18 protein-coding genes are annotated in these 20131 nt (G+C 71.6%); 13 read left to right on the top strand and 5 right to left on the bottom strand.

What is annotated here, in order from left to right; translation table 11 throughout:
• Nucleotides 1–254: 254 nt before the first annotated feature.
• Nucleotides 255–1943, bottom strand: coding sequence for a bifunctional 3'-5' exonuclease/DNA polymerase (locus STRVI_RS42130; RefSeq protein WP_014061678.1), 1689 nt, complete (start codon nt 1941–1943; stop codon nt 255–257).
• A gap of 303 nt (nt 1944–2246) precedes the next feature.
• Between STRVI_RS42130 and STRVI_RS42125 the strand changes: the two genes are divergently transcribed.
• Nucleotides 2247–2480, top strand: coding sequence for a DUF397 domain-containing protein (locus STRVI_RS42125; protein ID WP_251983011.1), 234 nt, complete (start codon nt 2247–2249; stop codon nt 2478–2480).
• A 62-nt stretch (nt 2481–2542) separates the two neighbouring features.
• Nucleotides 2543–3694: a site-2 protease family protein gene (locus tag STRVI_RS42120; RefSeq protein WP_014061676.1), complete on the top strand. Its 1152-nt coding sequence runs from the start codon at nt 2543–2545 to the stop codon at nt 3692–3694.
• 42 nt (nt 3695–3736) lie between these two features.
• Here the strand turns inward: STRVI_RS42120 and STRVI_RS42115 are convergent, their stop codons facing one another.
• On the bottom strand, nt 3737–4228 hold the full coding sequence (locus tag STRVI_RS42115) for an ATP-binding protein (protein WP_014061675.1): 492 nt from the start codon (nt 4226–4228) through the stop codon (nt 3737–3739).
• A gap of 305 nt (nt 4229–4533) precedes the next feature.
• Between STRVI_RS42115 and STRVI_RS42110 the strand changes: the two genes are divergently transcribed.
• The 7 genes from STRVI_RS42110 to STRVI_RS42080 all read left to right on the top strand — a co-directional run bounded on the left by STRVI_RS42110 (nt 4534) and on the right by STRVI_RS42080 (nt 11785).
• Complete coding sequence (locus tag STRVI_RS42110; protein WP_014061674.1) at nt 4534–5397, top strand: helix-turn-helix domain-containing protein; 864 nt, start codon at nt 4534–4536, stop codon at nt 5395–5397.
• A 90-nt stretch (nt 5398–5487) separates the two neighbouring features.
• Nucleotides 5488–6945 (top strand): aldehyde dehydrogenase family protein, encoded by a 1458-nt coding sequence (locus tag STRVI_RS42105; protein WP_014061673.1) that lies wholly within the window; start codon nt 5488–5490, stop codon nt 6943–6945.
• Between the two features lie 133 nt (nt 6946–7078).
• Nucleotides 7079–7648, top strand: coding sequence for a DinB family protein (locus STRVI_RS42100; protein ID WP_014061672.1), 570 nt, complete (start codon nt 7079–7081; stop codon nt 7646–7648).
• A gap of 70 nt (nt 7649–7718) precedes the next feature.
• The gene (locus tag STRVI_RS42095; protein WP_014061671.1) at nt 7719–8348 is read left to right on the top strand and encodes a PadR family transcriptional regulator; all 630 of its coding nucleotides are present in this window, start codon (nt 7719–7721) and stop codon (nt 8346–8348) included.
• A 164-nt stretch (nt 8349–8512) separates the two neighbouring features.
• On the top strand, nt 8513–9511 hold the full coding sequence (locus tag STRVI_RS42090) for a daunorubicin resistance protein DrrA family ABC transporter ATP-binding protein (RefSeq protein ID WP_014061670.1): 999 nt from the start codon (nt 8513–8515) through the stop codon (nt 9509–9511).
• Nucleotides 9508–10293: an ABC transporter permease gene (locus STRVI_RS42085; RefSeq protein ID WP_014061669.1), complete on the top strand. Its 786-nt coding sequence runs from the start codon at nt 9508–9510 to the stop codon at nt 10291–10293. The genes STRVI_RS42090 and STRVI_RS42085 overlap by 4 nt, the downstream gene beginning before the upstream one ends.
• Before the next feature lie 118 nt (nt 10294–10411).
• Nucleotides 10412–11785, top strand: coding sequence for a hypothetical protein (locus tag STRVI_RS42080; protein ID WP_014061668.1), 1374 nt, complete (start codon nt 10412–10414; stop codon nt 11783–11785).
• Nucleotides 11786–11818: 33 nt separating this feature from the next.
• On the opposite strand, the gene STRVI_RS42075 is transcribed toward STRVI_RS42080, so the two are convergent.
• Together STRVI_RS42075 and leuE are read right to left on the bottom strand one after the other, a co-directional pair.
• Nucleotides 11819–13231 (bottom strand): glutamate decarboxylase, encoded by a 1413-nt coding sequence (locus tag STRVI_RS42075; RefSeq protein ID WP_014061667.1) that lies wholly within the window; start codon nt 13229–13231, stop codon nt 11819–11821.
• A gap of 67 nt (nt 13232–13298) precedes the next feature.
• Entirely contained in the window at nt 13299–14072 is a 774-nt protein-coding gene (gene leuE / locus STRVI_RS42070; RefSeq protein ID WP_014061666.1) for a leucine efflux protein LeuE, read from the bottom strand.
• A gap of 124 nt (nt 14073–14196) precedes the next feature.
• Here leuE and STRVI_RS42065 point away from each other — a divergent pair, with 124 nt between their 5' ends.
• The 3 genes from STRVI_RS42065 to STRVI_RS42055 all read left to right on the top strand — a co-directional run bounded on the left by STRVI_RS42065 (nt 14197) and on the right by STRVI_RS42055 (nt 17791).
• Complete coding sequence (locus STRVI_RS42065) at nt 14197–14955, top strand: MerR family transcriptional regulator (RefSeq protein ID WP_014061665.1); 759 nt, start codon at nt 14197–14199, stop codon at nt 14953–14955.
• A 183-nt stretch (nt 14956–15138) separates the two neighbouring features.
• Nucleotides 15139–15846: a DedA family protein gene (locus tag STRVI_RS42060; protein WP_014061664.1), complete on the top strand. Its 708-nt coding sequence runs from the start codon at nt 15139–15141 to the stop codon at nt 15844–15846.
• A gap of 238 nt (nt 15847–16084) precedes the next feature.
• A complete protein-coding gene (locus STRVI_RS42055) occupies nt 16085–17791 on the top strand; it encodes a threonine/serine ThrE exporter family protein (RefSeq protein WP_014061663.1) in 1707 nt (568 codons plus the stop codon).
• Nucleotides 17792–17918: 127 nt separating this feature from the next.
• Here the strand turns inward: STRVI_RS42055 and STRVI_RS42050 are convergent, their stop codons facing one another.
• Nucleotides 17919–18410: an inorganic diphosphatase gene (locus STRVI_RS42050; protein WP_014061662.1), complete on the bottom strand. Its 492-nt coding sequence runs from the start codon at nt 18408–18410 to the stop codon at nt 17919–17921.
• An 86-nt stretch (nt 18411–18496) separates the two neighbouring features.
• Between STRVI_RS42050 and dacB the strand changes: the two genes are divergently transcribed.
• Nucleotides 18497–20095, top strand: a complete 1599-nt coding sequence (gene dacB, locus STRVI_RS42045) for a D-alanyl-D-alanine carboxypeptidase/D-alanyl-D-alanine endopeptidase (RefSeq protein ID WP_014061661.1) — start codon at nt 18497–18499, stop codon at nt 20093–20095.
• Nucleotides 20096–20131: the final 36 nt, after the last annotated feature.

Below are 20131 nucleotides of genomic sequence, written 5' to 3'. Positions count from 1 at the left end.
CGCTCTCATCGTGTGGGGACGATCAGGGCCGCTGCCTGCGGGGCTGAGCCGGTCGGGGGAGCGACTGCCCCCTGGGCCCGGTGCGGTGGATCTTCGCGGGCCCGCGCCGCCTGGCACGGCGCGACGCCTGGCACGGCGCCCCGTCCGGTCACGGCTGGACCGCTGGGGCTGCCCCCGCATCGGATGTCGGATGCCCCGGGCGTCAGCCGCTGATGTCGCGGGCGCGAGGATCCACCGGACAGGACCCGGGCCGGCTACTTCGCGTCCGCGTAGCACTCCACCGCCGCCATCGTGAGGGGGAACCGCACCGGAGTCGGTCCGAAGGCGATCCGCCCGGCCGTCTCGCCCGCCTCGGCAATCGCCTCCCGGACCGTGTCGGCCTCCTCCTGGGGGCAGTGCACGATCACCTCGTCGTGCTGGAAGAAGACGATCTCCGCGCGCAGCCCCGCCCCGGTCAGCGACCGCCGCAGCGCGGCGAGCATCAGCAGGGCCCAGTCGGCGGCGCTGCCCTGCACCACGAAGTTCCGGGTGAACCGGCCCCGCGCGCGGGCGCTCGCCGTGCTGCCGTACGACGGCTCCTCCTGCTCCCGCGGCAGCCCCGCCTCGTCGGCCGGCTCCTCGGCGCCGCCGCCCACGGGCGGACAGGTGCGGCCGAGCCAGGTGCGCACCAGCCGGCCCTCCTCGCCCGCGCGGGCCGCCTCGTCCACATACGCCACCGCCGCCGGGAAACGCCGCCGCAGGGCGGCGAGATGCTTCAGGCCGTCGCCGGAGGTCTGGCCGTACACCGCGCCCAGCAGCGCCAGCTTGGCCAGCTCGCGGCGGCCGGAGAAGGCGCGGTCGGACAGTGTCGCGTACAGATCCCGGCCGCTGCCCGCGACCTCCATCAGCCCGGGGTCGCGGGAGATCGCGGCGAGCACCCGGGGCTCCATCTGGTCGGCGTCGGCCACCACCAGCCGCCACCCCGGATCGGCCACCACCGCGCGCCGCACCACCTTGGGGATCTGCAGTGCCCCGCCGCCGTTGGTGGTCCAGCGGCCGGAGACGGTGCCGCCGGGCAGGTACTCCGGGCGGAAGCGGCCGTCGCGCACCCAGGACTGGAGCCAGGCCCAGCCGTGGGCGGTGTGCAGCCGGTAGAGCTTCTTGTAGCGCAGCAGCGGCTCGACGGCGGGGTGGTCGATCCGCTCCAGCTCCCAGGCGCGGGTCGAGCCGAGCGTGATGCCCGCGCGGCCGAACGCCTTGACGACCTCGGCGGGCAGATCGGGCCGGACCCGGGTGCCGAAGGCGCGCGAGACCTCCTCGGCCAGCTCGACCAGGCGCTGCGGCTCCAGACCGCCCGGATAGCGCTCGCCGAGCAGCTCGTCCAGCAGCTTCCGGTGGCGGTCGGCGCTCCAGGGCACCCCGGCGCGCCGCATCTCGGCGGCGATCAGCATCCCCGCCGACTCGGCGGTGGTCAGCAGCCGCATCCGGTCCGGGTGCTCGGCCGCCTCCGTACGGACGAGCTGTTCCGCGTACACCGCGAGCAGCGTCTCCAGGGGGTCGGCGCCCGGCGGCAGCGGCGGCGGACCGGGCTCGAACAGCGACGGCTGGCCTCCGGCCGCCCGGGGCGGCGGATCCTCGGGGACGGGCAGCCCGCGCAGCCGCGCCCAGGCGGCGGCGAGCGAACGCGGTGCGCCCGAGCGCCCCTCATGGCCGAGGAGCAGCGCCTCGGCCGCCTCGATGTCATAGGCCCGCTCGACCCGGACCCCGGCGGCCAGCAGCCGTGGATAGACCTCGGCGGTGGACCGCCACACCCACCGGTCGGCCTCGGGGCGGGATCGCACGGCCTCCGCGATCCCGCCCTGGGCCGCCGTGACCTCGACTACCGGTCCGGCGGCCTTTCCCTGGGGGGCGAGCGGGCAGAGACGAACACCCCCGTCGTCCATCTCTGCCGCCGCCCACCTCATGCCCGTGAGTCTCGCAGGGGGGTCTGACACCGCTCCGGCAGGAGGCCGGCTCAACCCGGAGGGGGACCCGGACGTCATACATGACGACTGCTCTTCTTCACTCCGGGCAGGAGATGCCGGGTGTCGGGTGATCATGCAGATACGCATGGTGCACGTGCATCTGCCTGTGCATCTACCTGCGCATACGCAGATGCATTTGCCCATGCGTTTGCAAAGGAACGCAGCTATGATCCGAGACAGTTGACGGCTGCACGCATGCACGAACAGTGGAGAAGCCCAGTGCGCGACCACCCCTACAACGGCATGGCGGCCGCGGACCTCCACGGGGTCGTCTGGCAGAAGAGCAGACACAGCAACTCCCAGGGTTCCTGTGTCGAGTTCGCCAAACTGCCCGGTGGGAACGTGGCCGTCCGCAACTCCCGGTTCCCCGACGGACCGGCGCTGATCTACACCCCGGCCGAGGTCGAGGCGATGCTGCTCGGCGCCAAGGACGGCGAGTTCGACCATCTTGCGCATGATTCGGCCGGTCTGGGCTGATCGCCGCGGACGCGCGACACTGGTAGTGGCGAGCGGGGGCACCCGACTGATGTGAGACGGCGATGAACGGCTCGGTCCGGGTCGGACGCGTACTCGGGGTTCCACTGCGGATGCACTGGAGCGTCCCGGTGCTGATCGTCCTGCTCGCTTACGGACTGGGCCACAAGACGCTGCCCGCGTGGACCCCCGGCCGCACCGGCACCGTCTACGCCCTCGCCAGCGTCGTCGGCGCCGTGCTGCTGATGGGCAGCCTGCTGCTCCACGAGGCCGCGCACGCGGTCGCCGCCCGCCGTAAGGGCGTCTCGGTGGAGGACGTGACGCTCTGGGCGCTTGGCGGCATGACCAAGATGGGACGGCCCCGCACCGCCGGGGTCGCGTTCTGGGTGGCCGTCATCGGGCCGCTCACCAGCCTGGTCATCGGCGGTGTCACCCTCGGCGCGGGGATCGGGGTGCATACGCTCACCGGATGGGGGGTGCCGACCGCCGTCCTGATCTGGCTGGGCTGGGCCAATCTGCTGCTGGGCGTCTTCAATCTGCTGCCGGCCGCGCCGCTGGACGGCGGCCGGGTGGTGCAGGCGGCGATCTGGTGGCGTACCGGGGACCGGGAGCGCGCCGACCGGGCGGCGGGGCGCAGCGGCCAGATCCTCGGCATGGCGCTCATCGCCATCGGCTGGATCTCCTTCCTGCGCGGGAACACCGGCGGGCTGTGGCTCTCGCTCATCGGCCTCTTCATGGTGATCATCGCCAACGCGGAGCGGCAGCGGGCCGGGATCAATACGGCGCTGCGCGGGGTGCGGGTGGCGGACGCGATGTCGGCGCCGGTCGCCGCCGGGGCCGACTGGCTGACCGTGGGACGGTTCATCGACGACGTGGCGGCCCACTCCCGGCATTCGGTGATGCCGCTGCTGGACTTCGAGGGACAGCCCAGCGGGGCCGTCCGGCTGCGCGCGCTCGCGGCGGTGCCGACCGAGGCCCGGGAGACCCAGCGGGTGCGCGATGTGGCGACGCCGCTGTCGCGGTGCACCGTGGCCGAGCCCGGTGAGCTGCTGAGCGAGGTGCTGGAGCGGGCGCGGCCGGGTGGCGGCGGTATGCCGGTGCTGGTGGTGGACCACGGCCAGCTCGAGGGGATCATCACGATGCACGATGTGAACCGGCTCTTCCAGCTCCACGGCCTGGGCATCACCACGGCCCCGCCGGAGTCCACCCGCCCGTGACCGCTTGTACGGAAGGGGCGCTCAGGCGTGGGGGGAGTCGGCTCACGCCGGGGGGAGATGGAAGACGGCCCAGACGATCTTGCCGCGCGGGGTGCCCGGCAGCGGCTGCCAGCCCCAGCCGTCCGTGAAGGACTCCACGAGATGGAGCCCGCGCCCGGATTCCTCGCCGCAGCCCGCCTCGCCGGTCACTGGGCCCACCTCGCTGGGGTCGCGTACGGCGCACACCAGCCGTGAGGGGCCGCGCATCAGATGGAGCCGCACCGGCCGCTCCGGCTCACCGGCCGTCGCCGCGGTGCCGGGCAGGGCGTGCCGCAGCGCGTTGGTGACCAGCTCGGAGACGACGAGCGCGACTTCGTCGAGAAGTTCGGGGATGTTCCACTGCCGCAAGGTGGAGCCGGTGAACTGCCGGGCCCCCTTGACCGCCTCGAAGCGGGCGGGAAGCGCGCAGGAGACGGATCCGGAGACGGCGGAGGGATCGATCGCGGTAAGCCCTTGCCACAAGGGTTCCAGCAGGGCCGAACCTTCGCTCCCCATGCGAGCACTCCTGCATCCGTGGCCGTGACGAACTCTGGCCAGATTTCGTACCAGCTAGCACGTGCGCACAACCTATGGTTCCGAATGCGCACGTCAGATGCAAGGGCAAATGCACGTGCACGCACATCAGTTGGTCCGATTCGATCGGTTTTAGTCGGATATCTGACTCCGTACACTGGCGTACAACCTCGGGCTGAGTAACGACACGCCTACGGCGCGGAGCCCGAACAGTGGCAGACTTCACCCTCAGAGGCTGCGGGGGCGCCGTTCGCAAGGATGCTTTCCGTACAGGGAGGATCGCGGAAATGGCCGCAGGCGAGTCGAGTGGATCGGTCGTGCGCCGTATCCTCCTGGGCTCTCAGCTCAGACGGTTGCGCGAGGCTCGCGGCATCACCCGCGAGGCGGCCGGCTATTCGATCCGGGCCTCCGAATCCAAGATCAGCCGCATGGAGTTGGGCCGGGTGAGCTTCAAGGCGCGGGACATCGAGGATCTGCTCACGCTGTACGGAGTCACCGACGACGCGGAGCGCGCGGCACTGCTCGGGCTCGTCCGCGAGGCCAATGTCGCCGGGTGGTGGCACAGTTACGGCGATGTGCTGCCCGGCTGGTTCCAGACCTACGTCGGCCTGGAGGGCGCCGCCTCCCATATCGCCTGCTACGAGGTCCAGTTCGTGCACGGTCTGCTGCAGACCGAGGGCTACGCCCATGCCGTGGTCACCCGAGGCCAGCCCCAGGCCTGCACCGAGGAGGTCGAGCGCCGGGTGGCGCTGCGCCTCGAGCGGCAGAAGCTGCTGGTCTCCGAGCGCGCCCCGGCGTTCCATGCGGTGCTGGACGAGGCCGCGCTGCACCGCCCCTACGGCGGGCGCGGCGTGATGTCCGCCCAGCTCCGCCATCTGATCACGGTCTCCGAGCATCGACACGTGACGCTCCAGGTGATGCCGTTCGCCTTCGGCGGGCACGCGGGGGAGAGCGGGGCGTTCACCCGGCTGCGCTTCCCGGAGTCCGACCTCCCCGACATCGTCTATCTGGAACAGCTCACCAGCGCGCTCTATCTGGACAAGCGCGACGAGGTCTCCCAGTACGAGCGGGTGTTGGAGCGGCTCAGCGCGGACAGCCTCTCTCCGGAGAAGAGCCGGGATTTGCTCCGAGGGCTCCTTCACGACGCCTGACCCGTCAGTAGGATGACGTTCTGTCAGGAATACCCCCCACCCGTGCGCGGCTGTCGGAGCGCGGCACCGCGTCCTGCAGATAGGGATGGCATGTCCTACTTCTCCGAGTTGGCCCTTCAGTTCATCGACGGCGAGTGGCGCGGCGGAAGCGGTTCCTGGGACATCGTCGACTTCAACCCCTACAACGGGGAGAAGCTGGCCTCCATCACCGTGGCGACCGTCGAGGAGGTGGACCTGGCCTACCGGGCGGCCGAGCGGGCACAGCCGGAGTGGGGCGGCACCAACCCCTATGCCCGGCGGGCGGTCTTCGAGCGGGCGCTGCGGATCATCGAGGACCGCGAGAAGGAGTTCACCGAGGCGATCATCGCGGAGTGCGGCGGCACCCATGTGAAGGCGGGCTTCGAGCTGCATCTCGCCAAGGAGTTCCTGCGGGAGGCGGTCCATTTGGCGCTGCGGCCCGAGGGCCGCATCCTGCCGTCGCCGGTCGACGGCAAGGAGAACCGCCTCTACCGGCTGCCGGTGGGCGTGGTCGGCGTCATCAGCCCCTTCAACTTCCCCTTCCTGCTGTCGCTGAAGTCGGTCGCCCCCGCGCTGGCGCTCGGCAACGCCGTCGTCCTCAAGCCGCACCAGAACACCCCGGTCTGCGGCGGTGGCCTGGTCGCCAAGATCTTCGAGGAGGCCGGGCTGCCCGCCGGGCTGCTCAATGTCGTGGTCACCGACATAGCGGAGATAGGCGACGCCCTGATCGAGCACCCCGTACCGAAGGTGATCTCCTTCACCGGCTCCGACAAGGTCGGCCGGCATGTCGCCACCGTGGCCGCCTCCCACTTCAAGCGCACGGTCCTGGAGCTGGGCGGCAACAGCGCGCTGGTCGTGCTGGACGACGCCGACCTGGACTACGCGGTCGACGCGGCCGTCTTCAGCCGCTTCGTCCACCAGGGGCAGGTCTGCATGGCGGCCAACCGGGTGCTGGTGGACCGGGCGGTGGAGCGGGAGTTCACCGAGAAGTTCGTGGCCAAGGTGGAGACGCTGAAGGTGGGCGACCCGGGCGACCCCACCACCCACATCGGCCCGCTGATCAACGAGGGCCAGGCCGAGGCGATCGCCTCGCTCGTCGAGCAGACGATCGCCGAGGGCGCCACCGCGCTGGTGCGGGGGCGCACCGAGGGCACCCTGATGGGGCCGACCGTGCTCAGCGGGGTCCCGGAGGGCGCGGCGATCCTCGGGCAGGAGATCTTCGGCCCGGTGGTGACCCTGATTCCGTTCGACGGCGACGAGGAGGCCGTCCGGATCGCCAACGACACGGACTACGGGCTCAGCGGGGCCGTGCACACCGGGGACATCGAGCGCGGGGTGCGGTTCGCCCGGCAGGTCCACACCGGCATGATCCATGTGAATGACAGCACGGTCCACGACGAGCCGATCGTGCCGTTCGGCGGGGAGAAGCACTCCGGTCTCGGACGGCTCAACGGCGAATCGATGATCGAGGACTTCACCACCACCAAGTGGATCTCCATCCAGCACGGCCGGAGCCAGTTCCCGTTCTGAGCCGGGAAGAAGGACGCGCGCCGACACGAAGACGCGCGCGACACGCGGACAGAAGCTGACCGCAAGCCTTCCTAACGTGGGGTTCATCGAAGGGCGCCGGATCCGGGCGCCCTCCAGATGAGAGGCGGCAGCCATGCCCGTGATCGTGAACCCCGAGGCATGTAACGACGAGCGCGGTGCGCTGCTCGCGTACCTGGACGCGCAGCGCGGCGGCATCCGGCGCTCGGTGCACGGCCTGACCGAGGAACAGGCCCGCAGCACCCCCAGCGCGAGCGCGCTCTCGCTGGCCGGGCTGCTCAAGCACCTGGCCACCGGCGAGCGCGGCTGGCTGCGCGTCCTCCAGGGCAAGGCGCCGGGGAACGCCAAGGACCAGATGGCCGAGTGGGAGCACACCTTCGAGCCCACCGAGGACGAGACGGTGGAGGCGATGCTCGCGCTGTACGACGAGGTGGCGCGCGAGACCGACGAGGCGGTGCGGGCCCTGCCGTCGCTGGACGCGACCTTCGAGGCTCTCCGGCTCCCCTGGGACGAGGGGGGCACCCGCACCTGGCGCTGGGCCATCCTCCATCTGATCGAGGAAATCGCCCGGCACGCCGGTCACGCCGACATCATCCGCGAGACGATCGACGGCAAGGGCGCCTTCGACCTGGTCTTCGAGACGGGCGCGATGCCGGAGCCGGACTGGTCGATCCTGGAGGGGTGATCCGCCGGGCCCGGCGACGGCCTAGCCTGGTCACGGGCGGGGCCGGGACCAGGATGGAGAAGAGCGGGCGATGTCAGCGATCCGGTTGCTGGTGCTGGGGGCCGTGCGCCAGCACGGGCGGGCGCACGGCTATCAGGTCCGTAACGACCTGGAGTTCTGGGGTGCGCATGAGTGGTCCAACGCCAAACCCGGCTCGATCTACCACGCCCTCAAACAGATGGCGAAGCAAGGCCTGATGCGCGCGCACGATGTCGCGCCGAGCACGGTCGGCGGGCCGCCGCGGACCGAGTACGAGCTGACCGAGGTGGGCGAGGAGGAGTACTTCCGGCTGCTGCGGGATGCGTTGCTGCGCCATGACCAGAAGATCGACGAGCTGACGGCCGGGGTGGGTTTCATCGTCGACCTGCCCCGCGCCGAGGCGATCGCCCTGCTGAAGCAGCGGGTGGCGGCGCTGGAGGAGTGGCGGGCCGAGGTGACCCGGCATTGGACGCCACAGGACGGCACCCTCGAGGAGTGGGGCCATATCGGCGAGATCATGAAGTTCTGGGTGCACTCCGCGGACAGCGGAGCCGAGTGGACCCGTGGGCTGATCGAGCGGCTCGAGGGCGGGGCGTATGTGATGGCGGGCGAGGGGGAGCGCTCGGTGGAGGTGCTGCCGGACGGGGTTCCCAACCCGTTCGCCGTGCCCGACGCGGACTGAGGACGGCCATGCCGAGGGAGGGCGGCTGATGGCGGTCCTCGCCGTTATTCAAGTTTGACTAGTCGGGGTGACGGGCAGTACGTTCCGGTCCCCGTAGTCAAACTTGACTACGGGCCCCGGGGAAGCGCAGGCCCCGGAGAAGTACAGAAGGAGAGGGGAAGACCTTGGCCGACAGCGATCCCGCGATCGTCGTCGAGGGACTACGGAAGACCTACCGGGACAAACAAGCCCTCGCCGGGCTCGATCTGACCGTCCCGCAGGGCACCGTGCACGCCGTGCTCGGCCCCAACGGCGCGGGCAAGACCACCTGCGTACGGATCCTGGCCACCCTGCTGCGGCACGACGGCGGCCGGGCCGAGGTCGCCGGGTACGACGTGCTGCGCGACCCCGACCAGGTCCGCTACCGCATCGGCCTGGTCGGGCAGCACGCGGCGGTGGACGAGGAGCTGAGCGGACGGCAGAACCTGGAGATGTTCGGCCGCCTCTACCACCTGGGCGGTCGGCAGGCGGCAGCCCGCGCGGACGAGCTGCTGGAGCGGTTCGGCCTGGCCGGCACCGGCACCAAGGCCGTCAGCCAGTACAGCGGCGGGATGCGGCGCAGGCTGGATCTCGCGGCGAGCCTCGTCATGCGGCCGCGGATCCTCTTCCTGGACGAGCCGACCACCGGGCTCGACCCCCGGGGCCGTACGGAGGTGTGGAACGCGGTCCGTTCGCTGGTGGACGGCGGTACGACCGTGCTGCTCACCACCCAGTACCTGGAGGAGGCGGACCAACTCGCCGACCGCGTCTGCGTGATCGACGGCGGGCGGGCCATCGCCGACGGGACCGCCGACGAGCTGAAGGCCAGACTCGGCGGGGACCGTATCGAGGTGGTGCTGCGCGACGCGGGCCAACTGTCCGCCGCCGCCTCGGTCGTGGGCAGGGCGGCCCGCGCCGGTGAGGTCGAGACCGACCCCGACCGCCGGCGGCTCGGCGCACGGGTCACCGATCGGGTCGCCGCGCTCACCGAGACCGTACGGGCGCTGGCGGCGGCCGGGATCGAGGCGGAGGACATCGTGCTGCGCCGCCCCACCCTCGACGAGGTCTTTCTGCATCTCACCGGGGAACCGGCCACGGCGGAGAGGTCCAAGGCGGACACAGCCGAGGAGGAGACCCCCGTATGACGACCGCGACCCTCACCGACTCCTGGACCATGACCCGCCGCGGGCTCGCCCACTGGGCCCGGCAGCCCGTCCAGGTGGTCGTTCAGCTCGTCTTCCCGGTGATGATGCTGCTGATGTTCGCCTACTTCCTCGGCGGCGGGATGACCGTCCCGGGCGGCGGTGACTACAAGGACTTCCTGGTGCCGGGCACGCTCGCGCTCACCATGGTGTTCGGCCTCGAAGGGACGATGCTCGCCATCACCCAGGACCTCAACAAGGGCGTCATCGACCGCTTCCGCTCGATGCCGATGGCCCGCTCGGCGGTCCTGGCCGGGCGCAGCGTGCTGGACATGCTCCAGTCGGCGCTCGGTCTGTTCGTCCTGCTCGGGGTCGGTCTGGCGATGGGCTGGCGCTGGCACGGCGGCGTCGGCGACGGGCTCCTCGCCGTCGGGCTGCTGCTGTGGCTGCGCTTCGCGATGCTGTGGCTCGGCATCTTCCTGGGCATGGCCGCCGGACGCCCGGAGATGGTGCAGGCCGTGCAGATCCTGGTCTGGCCGCTGGGCTTCCTCTCCAACGTCTTCGCCTCGCCCGAGACCATGCCCGGCTGGCTCGGCGCCCTCGCGGTCTGGAACCCGATGTCGGCGACGGCCACCGCGATCCGCGATCTGTTCGGCGGTCCCGGTGGCGGCGGCGAGGGCTGGGCGGCGGACCACGCCCATCTCCTCGCCGTCTGCTGGCCGCTGGCGCTCATCGCGGTCTTCGCGCCGCTGGCCGTGCGGCGTTACGGGCGGCTCAGCCGCTGACGACGGTCCGGGCCCGGCCCGCCGGAGCCGGCCGGACCCGGAGCCGACCACACCGCTGCCCGACGCCCGGCGGGTCACACCCCCACCGGTCGTCGCCGGTTGCGGATACGGTGCATATATGGGGAACGACAGGTCGGGCACGGGGGCGGAGACGGTGAGCGGGCCCGGATACGCCCTGCTGCTCGCCGCCGGTCCGGCCGGTAAACAGCGACTGATGGACGCGGCCGCCGCGCTGCCTCAGCTCGCCGCCGTACCGCCGGCGGCGCTGCTGGGCACGCCCGGCGGCGCCAGCGTCGTCCAACTCGTGGACCCGGCCGATCCGCAGACCGTGCTGACGCATCTGCGCACCGCCGCCGCGCACCCGGGCCCGGTGCTGGTCCATCTCGCGGGCCAGCTCACCCTCGACGCCAAACAGCGGCTGCCGCACCTGGCGTTGGCCCGTACGACGCCGAGGACCGCCCGCTATACGGCGCTGCCCTGGCACTGGCTGGCGGCCGAGCTCGGCCGACGGCCGCCGGGCAGCACCGTCGTGGTCGCCGATCTGGTGGCCGACGAGACGGCATGGCCGCCGCTGAGGGCTGCCGGGCCGTCCGGGCTCGCCGCCGGGCTGACGCTGTACGGCACGGTGGCGCCCGCCCCGCCCAAGCGGGGAGCCCCGCCCAAGCGGGGGATGGCGACGCCGGACTACAGCCGGGCGTTCGCCGGGCTGCTGCGGGGCGCCGCCGAGCGCCCGCCGCTCGCGCTGCTGCACCAGCGGGCCGCGATGGAGGCCGGGTTGGGCAGCGGTCCCGAACTGCTGCTGGACGGCGCCGGGCCGGGTGCGGCGTACGCGGTCCCGGATGCCGCTCCTGGCCCGGAGGCCGCCGGATGGGCCGGGCAGACCGGACCTGCTGGGGCAGCCGGGCCGGTGGCGGTCATGCCGCCGCGCATGCCGCCGGGCCCTCCCGAATCGTTCCTCTCCGCCGATCCCCGACCGGCGCCACCATCACTGCGCCCGCCCCAGCCGACGCACGCCCCCCTGCCCCCGCCGCCCAGGCGGGCGCCCGTGGCCGATCCGCTGGCCGCCACGCACGCGGCGATATTCGAGGCGGCCAACTCGGGACGGCACAGCGAGGCCGCCTCGATGGCGGCCGCCTGGGAGCAGGAGGCCCTCCGGACCGCCGGTCCCCGTTCCGACGAGGCGATCCACTGGCTGGAGGTCCGCGCCGATCTCTCCCGTATCGCCGGGGACCCGGCCCGCGCCTGTGAGTTGTGGCTCGCGGTGGCCGACGCGCGGCTGGGCAACGGGGAACCGGTCGGCCACCCCGAGGTCGAGGGGGCCGTGGACCGGGCGCACCACCAGTGGCAGTTCGTCGAGGACCGGGCCAGGGCCAGCGCCCTCGTCCCGCCGCTGATGGAGCTGCGGAGCAGGGTGCCCGGCCGCAAGCCCGGTGCGCTGGAGGCGGTCCGGCGCCGGGCCGAGCTGCTCCGGGCCCCGGCCCGCACGCGCTGACCGCCGTCGTTCCCAGGACCGGAGACACCGGGCTCAGTGGTGGAACGCCTTGACGACCTTCCCCAAGGGCGCGGGCTGCGACCGCAGCTCCGGCAGCAGCGACTCCAGGTCGTTCAGGAAGAGATCGGCGAGGTCCTCCGAGAAGCCGTTGCGGCACACCACCCGCAGCACGGACAGGTCCTCCCGGTTGGGCGGGAAGGTGTACGCGGGCACCAGCCAGCCGCGTTCGCGCAGCCGCCGCGAGACGTCGTAGACATCGAAGGTGCCGACCCCCTCCGCCGTGGTGAACGCGAACACCGGCAGCTCATCGCCGCGGCTGAGCATGGTGAAGTCCCCGAACGCCTCGATCCGCTCGGCGAGCGAGCGCGCCACATCGCGGGTGTTCTGCTGCACGGCGCGGAAGCCCTCCCGGCCCAGGCGGACAAAGGTGTAGTACTGGGCGGCCACCTGGGCGCCGGGGCGGGAGAAGTTGAGCGAGAACGTCGGCATGTCGCCGCCCAGGTAGTCGACGCGGAAGACCAGGTCCTCGGGCAGCGCGTCCGACGTTCGCCACAGCGCCCACCCCACCCCGGGGTAGACCAGGCCGTACTTGTGCCCCGAGGTGTTGATGGAGGCGACCCGCGGCAACTGGAAGTCCCACACCAGGTCCTGGTCGAGAAACGGCGCGATCATCGCGCCCGAGGCGCCGTCCACATGCACCGGGATGTCCAGTCCCGTGCGCTCCTGGAGGTCGTCCAGTGCCCGGCACACCTCGGCGACGGGTTCGTAGGAGCCGTCGAAGGTGGACCCCAGGATCGTCACGACCCCGATGGTGTTCTCGTCGCACAGCTCGGCGGCGGCCTGGGGGTCGAGGTGGAACCGGTTGCCCTCCATGGGCACCTGCCGCGCCTCCACCTCCCAGAAGTTGCAGAACTTCTCCCAGCACACCTGGACATTGGTACCCATGATCAGGTTGGGGCGGGCGGTCGCCGGATAGCTCACCGGGTTCCGCTGGGCCCAGCGCCGCTTGAAGGCCATTCCGGCCAGCATGCACGCCTCGCTCGACCCCGTGGTGGAGCAGCCCACGACCGTGTCCGGATCGGGTGCGTGCCACAGATGGGCGAGCATCACCACGCACCGCCGCTCCAGTTCGGCGGTGCGCGGGTACTCATCCTTGTCGATCATGTTCTTGTCGCGGCAGTCGGACATCAGCTTGCCCGCCTGCGGCTCCATCCACGTGGTGACGAAGGTGGCGAGATTCTGGCGGGCGTTGCCGTCCAGCATCAGTTCGTCATGGACGAACTGATAGGCGGTCGTGGCCGCCATCGGTTCGTCCGGGAGGCGGCGGCGCGGGGGTTTGCCGGTCATGCCGCTGACCGGATTGGCCTCGCCGTAGAGCGGATTGATGGAGATTTCGGGGCGTTCTTCCCTGTCGCGTCGGCCGCGAGTGCCTTTATGAAGAGCCATCTTCGTTAAATTAGGGGCATATCAGGCATAAATCCTGATCCCGCGCCGTGCCCCCGCGCCCGGCCCGCTACCCCGCGCTGCTGAGCGACAGCTTCGCCGCGAAGCCGAGGAAGGCCGCGCCCGCGGCCGCCGAGAGCCCCGCCCTCAGCCGCCGGCGCCGCCGGAAGGTGGCCGCCAGATACGTACCGCTGAAGATCAGCACCGACAGATAGGTGATGCTGAACAACTGCGCCCAGGCGCCCAGCGCCAGGAAGGACAGCGCGGGATGGGCGTAGTCCGGATCCACGAACTGCACGAAGAAGGAGATGAAGAAGAGGATCGCCTTCGGGTTCAGCAGGCTGATGACCAGCGCCCTGCGGTACGGGCGCTCGCCCTCCGCGGACCCGTTGGCCGCATCCACGGACCCCTTGGCCGTGTCCACGGACCCCTTGGCCGTGTCCACGGACCCCTTGGCCGTGTCCACGGACCCCTTGGCCGTGTCCGCCGACTCCATAGAGGCATCCGCCGACTCCGCGGCCCCGTCCGCGCTCCCCGGCCGGCGGCGCCACAGCGCCCGCGCCCCGCGCAGCATGCCCAGCGCCAGCCAGGTCAGATAGCCCGCGCCCGCGAACTTGACCACCGCGAAGAGCACCGGGCTGGCGTTCAGCAGCGAGGCCACCCCGCCCGCCGACAGCGCCATCAGCACGGCGTCCCCGCACAGCACCCCGGCCGCCGCCCGATAGCCGGTACGGGGGCCGCGGCGGGCCGCGACCGACACCACATACAGCGAATTGGGGCCCGGCAGCAGGATGATCAGCGCCAGACCGGCCAGATAGGTCGAAAGATCGGTTATCCCCAGCACAATCGGCAGGATGACAGCCGCCTGCCGCGCCGCCCAGCGGGTTTCGCCATCCGGACTTGCACCTCACGCGACGTAAGGGCGCACCGTGGAACCCGTACCGAACTGAAGGAGAGCGGATCAGGCCATGAGCTACTCCGTGGGACAGGTCGCGGGCTTCGCCGGCGTCACGGTGCGCACGCTGCACCACTACGACGAGATCGGGCTGCTGCGCCCCGGCGCCCGCAGCGCGGCAGGGCACCGGCGTTACGACGACGCCGACCTCGACCGGCTGCAGCGGATCCTGTTCTACCGGGAGCTGGGCTTTCCGCTCGAAGAGGTGGCGGTGCTGCTCGACGACCCGGATATCGATCCGCAGGCCCACCTGCGGCGTCAGCACCGGCTGCTGACCGACCGGATCGAGCGGCTGCGGAAGATGGCCGCCGCCGTCGAACAGGCCATGGAGGCGCGGAAGATGGGCATCAATCTGACCCCGGAGGAGAAGTTCGAGGTCTTCGGGGACTTCGACCCGGACGAGCACCAGGAGGAGGTCGAGCAGCGCTGGGGGAACACCGAGGCGTACAAGGAGTCCCAGCGCAGAGCCGCCTCGTACACCAAGGAGGACTGGAAGCGGATCCAGGAGGAGGCGGACGAGATCAGCAACCGCTTCCTCGCGCTGATGGGCGCGGGCACCCCACCGACGTCCGAGGCGGCGATGGACCTCGCCGAGGAGCACCGGCAGGGGATCAGCCGGAACCACTACGAATGCGGCCATGAGATGCACGCCTGCCTGGGCCGGATGTACGTCTCGGACCACCGCTTCACGGAGAACATCGACAAGGCCGGGCCGGGGCTGGCCGGCTACCTCCGGGACGCGATCCTCGCCAACGCGGAGCGGCACCGCTAGGGCCTAGGGGCATCCCTGGAGGGTGGGGACGAGGGCGGGCGTCCTGGGCGGTGGGAACCAAGGGCACGCACACGGCGTTGATAGCTTTGGGCGGCACACTGCGAAGAACACCTCAGTTCCGCCCCGACCCTGCGGCCGGGCCTCGCACGAGCCTGCTTCCCTCGACCCAGGAGCCTCCCACCCGTGAACACCCTCGCGCTCGGCCCTCAGTGGCTGGACCCGGACCATCTGATCGAAACCTTCGGTCTGCTCGGCGTCCTGGCCATCGTCTTCGCGGAGTCCGGTCTGCTCATCGGCTTCTTCCTGCCCGGCGACTCGCTGCTCTTCACCACCGGTCTGCTGGTGACCACCGATGTGATCAAGCAGGAGCTGTGGCTGGTGTGCGTGGCCGTCGCGGTCGCCGCGATCGTCGGTGACCAGGTCGGCTATCTCTTCGGCCGGAAGGTGGGGCCGTCGCTGTTCCGGCGCCCCGACTCCAAGCTCTTCAAACAGGAGAACGTGGAGAAGGCGCATGAGTTCTTCGAGAAGCACGGGCCGAAGTCGCTGATCCTCGCCCGCTTCGTGCCCATCGTGCGGACGTTCACGCCGATCATCGCGGGCGTGAGCCGGATGAACTACCGCTCGTTCATCATCTTCAACGTCATCGGCGGCGTGCTGTGGGGCACCGGCGTCACCCTGCTGGGCTCGGCGCTCGGGAAGATCGACTTCGTCCATCAGCACATCGAGCTGATGCTGATCGCGATCGTGCTGCTGTCGATCGTCCCGATCGTGATCGAGTTCCTCCGGGCCCGCGGCAAGGCGAAGAAGGAGGCCGCCGCGGAGCCGGATCCGCAGGGCCCGGCCTCGGGTGGGCCCTCCCAGGGGCCGCGCGGACGCCACGCCAAGCGCTGACGCCGAGCGCCGGGGCCGCTGACCGCCCCGGGGTCTCCCGCCGCCGTGGCGCTCCCCGTCACCCGGCGTCTCCCGTCCCGCCTGCACCTCGTTCACCTGCATTCACGCTCGTCACACACACCCGCCCCCACTCCCCCTCGGCGGTCACCGCCCCGCACAATGGGCTCCGGTGGCCGCCGATGCTGCATCCTTGGCTGCTGGAAACCGTACGGGGAGGGCTGGTGAGGAGCGAGGAGACGTGAGGCCGGACCGTCAGCAGACGCCGCGCGGTGCGAGCGGGGTGGACACGGACACGGGGGAGAACCAGAAGCCCCAGTCCGACGAGGCGCACAGCGCTTTCACCCCTCCTCTCGGCATACCCATGCCGCCGCCGCCCGAGGACGAGCACCCGACATCGGAGTTCGCCGTGCCCAACGGGCTGACGGCGGAGACCTCCGTCGACCCCGAGGGCTCGGCCTTCGTGCCGCCGCCCGGGGTGATCACCCCGCAGAGCAACCAGACCACCGGCGGCTTCCCCGCCATCACCCCGCCGAACGGCTTCCCCGTCGTCCGGCTGACCAAGGACGCCCCCTGGCAGGACCGGATGCGCACGATGCTGCGCATGCCGATCAGCGAGCGCCCGACGCCCGAGCGCGTCGAGCAGCAGGACGAGACCGGGCCGGCCGTGCCGCGTGTGCTCGACCTCACCCTCCGCATCGCCGAGCTGCTGCTCGCGGGCGGCGAGGGGGCCGAGGACGTCGAGGCGGCGATGCTCGGCGTGGCGCACGCGTACGGGCTCGACCGCTGCGAGCCGACCGTCACCTTCACCCTGCTGTCGGTCAGCTACCAGCGCTCGCTGGTCGACGACCCGGTCACCGCCAGCCGGACCGTGCGGCGCCGGGGCACCGACTACACCCGGCTGTCCGCGGTCTTCCGGCTCGTCGACGACATCACCTCGGAGGACGACTTCACGCTGGAGGAGGCGTACCGGCGGCTCGCCGAGATACGCCGTAACCGCCACCCCTACCCCGGCTGGGCGCTCACCGTGGCCGGCGGAGGGCTGGCCGGCGCGGCGAGCATGCTGGTCGGCGGTGACTGGCCGGTCTTCTTCGCGGCGGCCATCGGCGCGATGCTCGGCGACCGGCTGGCGTGGCTGGCCTCGGGGCGCGGGCTTCCGGAGTTCTACCAGTTCGTGGCCGCGGCGATGCCGCCGGCCGCGATGGGCGTGGCGCTCAGCCTCATGAACTTCGGGCTTCAGGCGTCCGCCGTGATCACCGGTGGGCTGTTCGCGCTGATCCCGGGGCGGGCGCTGGTCGCGGGCGTCCAGGACGGGCTGACCGGCTACTACATCACCGCGGCGGCCCGCCTCCTGGAGGTCGGCTATCTGATCGTGGGCATCGTGTGCGGGGTGCTCACGGTGCTCTACGGAGGCGTCCAGCTCGACGCCAAGCTGAACCCGGAGGCGGCGCTGCGCCATGTGGAGCGGCCGGTGATCCAGATCCTGGCGGCGATGCTGCTCGCGCTGACCTTCTGCATCCTGCTTCAGCAGGAACGTCACACCGTGCTGTTCGCCACGCTCAACGGCGGGGTCGCCTGGGTGGTCTACGGGGCGCTGGCCGACACCGCCGGCGTCCCGAAGGTGGCCGCCACGACCGTGGCCGCGGGGCTGGTCGGCCTCTTCGGCCAGTTGCTCTCGCGCTATCGGTACGCCTCGGCGCTGCCGTACGTCACGGCGGCGATAGGGCCGCTGCTGCCCGGTAGCGCGACCTACTTCGGCCTGCTCGCCCTGGCCCAGGGCAACCTGGACCGCGGCATTCCGCACCTCACCCAGGCGGTGGCGCTGGCCCTGGCGATCGCCATAGGGGTGAACCTGGGAGGCGAGGCCGCGCGCCTCTTCCTGAAGACCCCCGGCGCGACCATCGACCCCTCCGACCGCCGTGCCGCCAAGCGCACGAGGGGCTTCTGACGGGCGCGCCGACCGGGGCCGTACCCGTCCTGGGCCTCGCCCGCCCGGGGCCGCCGCCGTCCCGGACCCGGAAACGCCGGAGGGCGGGACACCCACAGGGTGTCCCGCCCTCCGGCGTGGTCAGGACTCAGTGGCCGCCGGCGGCCTCGAGGCGCTTGATGGACGCCTCCACCTCGGCCTCGGCCTCGGCGCGGCCCACCCAGTTGGCCCCTTCGACCGACTTGCCCGGCTCGAGGTCCTTGTAGACCTCGAAGAAGTGCTGGATTTCCAGGCGGTCGAACTCTGAAACGTGGTGAATATCACGCAGGTGCTCCACCCGGGGGTCCGAGGCCGGTACGCAAAGCAGCTTGTCATCGCCACCCGCCTCGTCCGTCATCCTGAACATGCCGATGGCACGGCACTTGATCAGGCAGCCGGGGAACGTCGGCTCGTCGAGAATGACCAGTGCGTCCAGCGGATCGCCGTCCTCGCCGAGGGTGTTCTCGACGAAGCCGTAGTCCGCGGGGTAGCTGGTCGACGTGAAGAGTCGCCGGTCAAGACGGATGCGACCCGTCTCGTGGTCCACCTCGTACTTGTTCCGCGAACCCTTCGGGATCTCGATGGTGACGTCGAACTCCACGGGTGGCTCCTCCATGATCAACACATACGTCTGGTGATTAAGTGTCCCCCACGCAGGTGTGTGGTGGCGAAAGGGGCTGGTCGGTCGTGCCTGAAGCCCGATCGTGGCAGGTCAGGGAGTGGCTGAGGCACGGGCTGAGCCGTGGGCGACGCGAGTTCGACCGCGCGCGCGGTCGTGGGCTGTACGAATGGGACCGCGTGCGCGCCCGTATCCGGCGTGAATGGCGGCGCACGCCCCGGGAGCAGCAGCGGACCTGGCAACTGGTGACGGTCTCCGCCGCGACCGGTCTGGTGGTCGCCGTGGTGTCGGTGCTCGTGGCCGGGCCCTGGGACGGCGGACAGCGGACGGCCGAACGCGCCCGAGCCGCCGACGACCGGGCCCCGGGCGACGGGCGCGACGGCGGTCCGGGGCGGCCCGCGCCCAGCGCCTCGCCTGTCCTGGCCGCGCTCGGCGTGCGCCCCGCGCCCAAGTCGCCGGACAGCGGTGGGGACGCCGTGCCGCCGCCCACCGGGGCGGGGCTCGCCGACACGCTCGAACCGCTGCTGGAGGATTCCGCGTTGGCCGATGAGCGCTCGGTGGCGGTGATGGACGTGACCACCGGTCAGCAGGTGTTCGGCAGCAAGGCGGGTACGGCCACGGTCCCCGCCTCGACGATCAAGCTCGCGACCGGTGCCGCCGCCCTCTCCGCCCTCGGCCCGGACCACCGCATCAGGACCAGCGTCGTGGCGGGCGCGGGCAGACACGACATCGTGCTGGTCGGCGGCGGCGACCCCACGCTCACCGCGCGGGCCGTCAAGGGGGACGACCACCCCGCCGCACTCCGCCAGTTGGCCGACGCCACCGCCCGCGCCCTCAAGAAGCGCGGTGCGGGCCCCTACCGGCTCGGTTACGACACGTCGCTCTACTCCGGGTCGAAGCTCCACCCGATCGGCCCCAACGAGAACCTCTCGCCCGTCGTCCCCCTGATGGCCGACGAGGGCCGTAAGGACGACAGCGACCATGGCCCGGCCCCGCGCGCCGAGGACCCGGCCGCCGACGCGGCCGGCACCTTCGCGTCGATGCTGCGCGACCGCGGTGTCGAGGTGACGGGCGAGCCCGGCTCGCGCAAGGCCGCCAAGGGCGCCCGTACGGTGGCCTCCGTCCGCTCCCAGCCGCTGTCCTCGCTCGTCGAGCGGATGCTGACCACCAGCGACAACGACATCGCGGAGGCCCTGTCCCGGCAGACCGCCCTCGCGGCCGGCAAGCCGGCCAGCTTCGCGGGCGGGGCGAAGGCCGTGACCCAGCGGCTGCGCAAGCTCGGGGTGCCGCTGAGCGGTGCCCGGATCGCGGACGGCAGCGGGCTCGACCGCGCCGACCATGTGTCCGCCGGGCTGCTCGCCCAGGTGCTGGTGCGCGCCGCCGACCGTGACCATCCCCAACTGCGGTCGCTGCTCACCGGGCTGCCGGTGGCCGGTTTCAGCGGCACCCTGCGCACCCGCTACGCCCAGGACGCGGTCGGCCGGGGCGTGGTCCGTGCCAAGACCGGCACCCTCACCGGGGTCAACAGCCTCGCGGGCTCGGTCGTGGACGCGGACGGCCGGCTGCTGGTCTTCGCGTTCATGACCAACGGCACCACCGACGCCGACGGCGCCCAGCGCGCCCTGGACCGAATGGCCTCGGCCCTCGCCAACTGCGGCTGCCGCTGAGCGCGAGGGCGACCCGACCCGGACGCGGGGGCGGCC

Source organism: Streptomyces violaceusniger Tu 4113, from assembly GCF_000147815.2.
Taxonomy (GTDB): Bacteria; Actinomycetota; Actinomycetes; order Streptomycetales; family Streptomycetaceae; genus Streptomyces; species Streptomyces violaceusniger_A.
This window is presented reverse-complemented; position numbering and strand designations above follow the sequence as displayed.

What these genes read in the sequence shown, in the direction of transcription:
- STRVI_RS42130 (WP_014061678.1), bottom strand. Translation starts at nt 1,943, where the DNA reads ATGAGGTGGGCGGCGGCAGAGATGGACGACGGGGGTGTTCGTCTCTGC.
- STRVI_RS42125 (WP_251983011.1), top strand. Translation starts at nt 2,247, where the DNA reads ATGGCGGCCGCGGACCTCCACGGGGTCGTCTGGCAGAAGAGCAGACAC.
- STRVI_RS42120 (WP_014061676.1), top strand. Translation starts at nt 2,543, where the DNA reads ATGAACGGCTCGGTCCGGGTCGGACGCGTACTCGGGGTTCCACTGCGG.
- STRVI_RS42115 (WP_014061675.1), bottom strand. Translation starts at nt 4,228, where the DNA reads ATGGGGAGCGAAGGTTCGGCCCTGCTGGAACCCTTGTGGCAAGGGCTT.
- STRVI_RS42110 (WP_014061674.1), top strand. Translation starts at nt 4,534, where the DNA reads ATGGCCGCAGGCGAGTCGAGTGGATCGGTCGTGCGCCGTATCCTCCTG.
- STRVI_RS42105 (WP_014061673.1), top strand. Translation starts at nt 5,488, where the DNA reads ATGTCCTACTTCTCCGAGTTGGCCCTTCAGTTCATCGACGGCGAGTGG.
- STRVI_RS42100 (WP_014061672.1), top strand. Translation starts at nt 7,079, where the DNA reads ATGCCCGTGATCGTGAACCCCGAGGCATGTAACGACGAGCGCGGTGCG.
- STRVI_RS42095 (WP_014061671.1), top strand. Translation starts at nt 7,719, where the DNA reads ATGTCAGCGATCCGGTTGCTGGTGCTGGGGGCCGTGCGCCAGCACGGG.
- STRVI_RS42085 (WP_014061669.1), top strand. Translation starts at nt 9,508, where the DNA reads ATGACGACCGCGACCCTCACCGACTCCTGGACCATGACCCGCCGCGGG.
- STRVI_RS42080 (WP_014061668.1), top strand. Translation starts at nt 10,412, where the DNA reads ATGGGGAACGACAGGTCGGGCACGGGGGCGGAGACGGTGAGCGGGCCC.
- STRVI_RS42075 (WP_014061667.1), bottom strand. Translation starts at nt 13,231, where the DNA reads ATGGCTCTTCATAAAGGCACTCGCGGCCGACGCGACAGGGAAGAACGC.
- STRVI_RS42065 (WP_014061665.1), top strand. Translation starts at nt 14,197, where the DNA reads ATGAGCTACTCCGTGGGACAGGTCGCGGGCTTCGCCGGCGTCACGGTG.